6 protein-coding genes are annotated in these 3,856 nt (G+C 59.4%); 3 read left to right on the top strand and 3 right to left on the bottom strand.

What is annotated here, in order from left to right; genetic code table 11:
- Window positions 1-72: 72 nt before the first annotated feature.
- Window positions 73-855, top strand: a complete 783-nt coding sequence (locus Q4G20_RS13600) for a 3-hydroxybutyrate dehydrogenase (protein WP_303343994.1) — start codon at window positions 73-75, stop codon at window positions 853-855.
- 229 nt (window positions 856-1,084) lie between these two features.
- On the opposite strand, the gene Q4G20_RS13595 is transcribed toward Q4G20_RS13600, so the two are convergent.
- Window positions 1,085-1,465, bottom strand: a complete 381-nt coding sequence (locus tag Q4G20_RS13595; protein WP_303343993.1) for a host attachment protein — start codon at window positions 1,463-1,465, stop codon at window positions 1,085-1,087.
- Between the two features lie 47 nt (window positions 1,466-1,512).
- Window positions 1,513-2,715 carry a pyridoxal phosphate-dependent aminotransferase gene (locus Q4G20_RS13590; RefSeq protein WP_303343992.1) on the bottom strand — a complete coding sequence of 401 codons (1,203 nt, stop codon included), beginning with the start codon at window positions 2,713-2,715 and terminating at the stop codon, window positions 1,513-1,515.
- 80 nt (window positions 2,716-2,795) lie between these two features.
- Between Q4G20_RS13590 and Q4G20_RS13585 the strand changes: the two genes are divergently transcribed.
- Both Q4G20_RS13585 and Q4G20_RS13580 read left to right on the top strand, forming a co-directional pair.
- Window positions 2,796-3,092: a succinate dehydrogenase assembly factor 2 gene (locus Q4G20_RS13585; protein WP_303343991.1), complete on the top strand. Its 297-nt coding sequence runs from the start codon at window positions 2,796-2,798 to the stop codon at window positions 3,090-3,092.
- A 128-nt stretch (window positions 3,093-3,220) separates the two neighbouring features.
- Complete coding sequence (locus Q4G20_RS13580) at window positions 3,221-3,718, top strand: MarR family winged helix-turn-helix transcriptional regulator (RefSeq protein WP_303343995.1); 498 nt, start codon at window positions 3,221-3,223, stop codon at window positions 3,716-3,718.
- On the opposite strand, the gene Q4G20_RS13575 is transcribed toward Q4G20_RS13580, so the two are convergent.
- Window positions 3,719-3,856, bottom strand: a 138-nt coding sequence (locus Q4G20_RS13575; RefSeq protein WP_368660808.1) for a VOC family protein, incomplete at its 5' end; no start/stop codon positions are given.

Here is a 3,856-nt window from a genome sequence, read left to right as displayed (position 1 = left end):
CCCATGCTGCGATTGCAAAACCGCCCCCCTCCGGGGTGTGTTCACATTTTTGCAAGGACAGGGGAAAAACCGATGTTCGACAAACTTCTTACCGGCAAAACCGCCATTATCACCGGGTCCAATTCGGGAATCGGTCTGGGCGTCGCGCGCCAACTGGCCAAAGCGGGCGCGAATGTCGTGCTGAACAGCTTTACCGACCGCGACGAAGATCACCAACTGGCCGCCGATCTGGCCGCTGAATTTGGCGTCACCGCGCGTTACATTCAGGCCGATATGTCCAAAGGCAACGATTGCCGCGCCCTGATCGAAAAAGCCGGGGCCTGCGACATTCTGGTGAACAATGCCGGGATCCAGCATGTGACCGGCATTGATGAATTTCCGGTCGAAAAATGGGACGCCATCATTGCGATCAACCTGACGTCGGCGTTCCACACCACGGCGGCGGCGCTGCCGATGATGCGTAAGGCGGGCTGGGGCCGCGTCGTCAACATCGCATCGGCGCATGGCCTGACCGCCAGCCCGTATAAATCGGCCTATGTCGCGGCGAAGCACGGCGTTGTGGGCCTGTCCAAGGTCACGGCATTGGAAACCGCGCGCGAACCGATCACCTGCAACGCGGTGTGTCCGGGTTACGTCCTGACTCCGCTGGTCGAATCGCAAATCCCCGACACCATGAAGAAATACGATATGGGCCGGGACGAGGTGATCGAGAAAGTCCTGCTGGACCGCCAGCCGTCCAAGGAATTTGCGACCGTGGAACAGATGGGCGACACGGTGGTGTTTCTGTGCAGCCCCGCCGCCGATCAGATCACCGGCACGACGATCAGCGTTGATGGCGGCTGGACCGCGCTTTAATTGATAAATGCGAATGGCCTGACGTGGCGGGAACCGACCCGTCACGTCCGCGTTACCTTGTCAGATCAAAACAAGGAGTTAGACGATGAAGGGCCTTATCGCGTGGTTCATGGGTGTTCCGGTCGTGGTGATCATTCTGCTGTATCTGTTCGGCATTTTCTGATCTGACCCATCCCAAATACAAACGCCCCGCCAGATGTGGCGGGGCGTTTTCGTTTATGCGCGTGGATCAGGTCAGGGCCTGTTCAATCGCTGCCGTATCGGCATTGGTCAGGGTTTTCGGAACCTCTTGCCGCAGGCGGGCCTGCAATTCCTTATGATAACCCTTGCGCATTTCACCCAAAGTAGACGGGTCCGCAATGATCGCAATGTCATCAACCTGATGTTTCAGAACCATGTCATTCAGATGCCCGACCAAAGCCTGCGCAAAGGCGGTTTCATCGGCATCGCGCGGGGCCTCGTCCAGTTTTTGTTCGCCCCAGTTGCGGACCAGCCCCTCGGCCGTCAGGATTTTTCTGTCCTGCAAATCCAGCCCGTGTTTCGCCGTATTACGAAACAGCGTTGCCGAATGGCCGTCAGCCACAACCACCAAAGCGTTATGAGGTAACATATCTGCCCTTTCTTTTGCGTGCGTGGTTTAACGTCCGGGCCGGGGGATCAGTTGCACCCCGCGCAGAACTGCCGGATGCGCGCGACCGCCTGCGTCAGCTGATCGTCGCTGGTGGCGTAGCTGATGCGGAAATGTGGCGACAGGCCGAAGGCCGCGCCGAACACGACGGCAACGCCTTGTTCATCCAGCAGCGCATTGGCAAACGATTCGTCATCCGCAATCATCGTGCCGCCCGCACTGGTCTTGCCAATCAGCCCCGCAATCGAGGGATAGACATAAAACGCCCCTTGCGGCGTGGGGCAGGTGATGCCGGGGCAATCGTTCAGCCCCGCCACCACCAGATCGCGGCGGCGCTGAAACGCGGCGCGGCTGTCGGTGATGTAATCCTGCGGACCGGTCAGAGCAGCCTCGGCGGCGTATTGGCTGATGGAACAGGGGTTGGATGTCGATTGCGATTGCAGTTTCGCCATGGCGCGAATCAGCGGTTCCGGCCCCGCGCCATAGCCAATCCGCCAGCCGGTCATCGCATAGGCTTTGCTGACGCCGTTCATGGTCAGCACCCGATCCTTTAGGCGCGGTTCGACCTGCGCGGGGGTCACAAATTCGAACCCGTCAAACACCAGATGTTCATAAATATCATCGGCCAGAACCCAGACCTGCGGATGACGCAGCAACACATCGGTCAGCGCCTGCATCTGCGCGCGGTCATATCCGGCCCCCGACGGGTTCGACGGGTTGTTCAGAATCACCCATTTGGTGCGGGGGGTGATCGCGGATTCAAGCGCGTCAGCCGTCAGGCGAAAGCCCGCATCAAGGCCACATTCGACAATCACCGGCGTTCCGCCCGCCAGCAGCACCATATCGGGATAGCTGACCCAATAGGGCGCCGGCACGATCACCTCATCCCCGTCATCCAGCGTTGCCATCAGCGCGTTGAACAGGATTTGCTTGCCGCCCGTGCCGACCGTGATATTTGCGGGCGCGTAATCCAGCCCGTTTTCCCGCGTGAATTTATCGCAAATGGCGCGCTTCAGGCTGGGGGTGCCGTCCACGGCGGTGTAGCGGGTGTGGCCCGCGTCGATCGCCGCTTTGGCCGCGTCTCGGATATGGGCGGGGGTGTCGAAATCAGGCTCGCCCGCCGACAGCCCGATAATATCACGCCCCTGCGCGCGCAATTCGCCCGCGCGCGTGGTCATTGCAATGGTTGGCGAAGGTTTGATTCGCGCCAAACGCGCAGCCAGAAAAGTCATAGTGCCCCCGTGACGTTGAACCTGATGCGGCCATACCCTAGGCTGAGCGCCGCAAACCCGCCAGAGGATAGGAGCATCCCATGACCGAATCACCCGAACATCGCCTGAAGCGTCTGCATATGCGCAGCTGGCGGCGCGGGATGAAGGAAATGGACCTGATTCTGGGCCGCTTTGCCGACGATCATCTGGCCAATCTGGATGCGGAAACGCTGGCGATTTACGAAGAATTGCTGACCGAAAACGATCAGGACCTGTATCTGTGGGTCACGGCGCGGCTGGGCGGGGCCGGGCGCGATGACGCAGCCCCCGACCATCTACGCGCGCTGCTGACACGCATTGCGGGCCATGCCTCGGCCCATCTGGCGGGCGATAGATAAAATTTTTCGGGTATTTTGCGAAAAATTTGGGTCGAATTAACTTCGTATTTTTCTTTGTCGTGCATGGTCTGTTCATGACGAAATGAACAGCACTGCGGAACGATATGCTTGCAACAGCCCAGCGCGATATGCGCCACTCTGACACAAACGATCTGCCGATGGTGGCGGATATGACCGATGCGTATCTGGAAACCATCCAGCTGCTGGAACGGATGCACCGGTTGATGCTGGATCTGGTTAAGGATGAATTCGAACGCCTTGGCCGCCATGATCTGACCCCGGTTCAGGTCATGATCATCTATAACCTTGGGAAATCGCAGGTCACGGCGGGCGAATTGCGGTCGCGCGGCATGTATCAGGGATCAAATGTCAGCTATAACCTGAAAAAACTGGTGACGATGGGTTATGTCCACCACGAACGCAGCGATATGGACCGCCGCGCCGTACGGGTCAGCCTGACGGCGGAAGGGCAGCAGGTGCGCGACATCGTGCAGGGCATGTTCACCCGCCACGCCGAAGGTCTGGCCCTGTCCGGCGTGCTGGACGATCCGGGGCTGGATCAGGTGAACCTGCAAACGCGCCGGATCGAACGGTTTTGGGCGGAACAAATCCGCTATATCTATTGATTACCAGTGGCCGGTATTCTCCATGCTGGCCCAGGGTTCCTGCGGGGGCAGGGGGTCGCCCATCTGCAACAGCTCGATGCTGATATTGTCGGGGCTGCGCACAAAGGCCATATGCCCGTCGCGGGGCGGGCGGTTGAT

Source organism: Paracoccus sp. (in: a-proteobacteria) (assembly GCF_030538495.1).
In the GTDB taxonomy this organism is placed as follows: Bacteria; Pseudomonadota; Alphaproteobacteria; order Rhodobacterales; family Rhodobacteraceae; genus Paracoccus.
The sequence above is the reverse complement of the archived record's forward strand: the minus strand, read 5'-3'. Positions and strand labels throughout refer to the sequence as shown.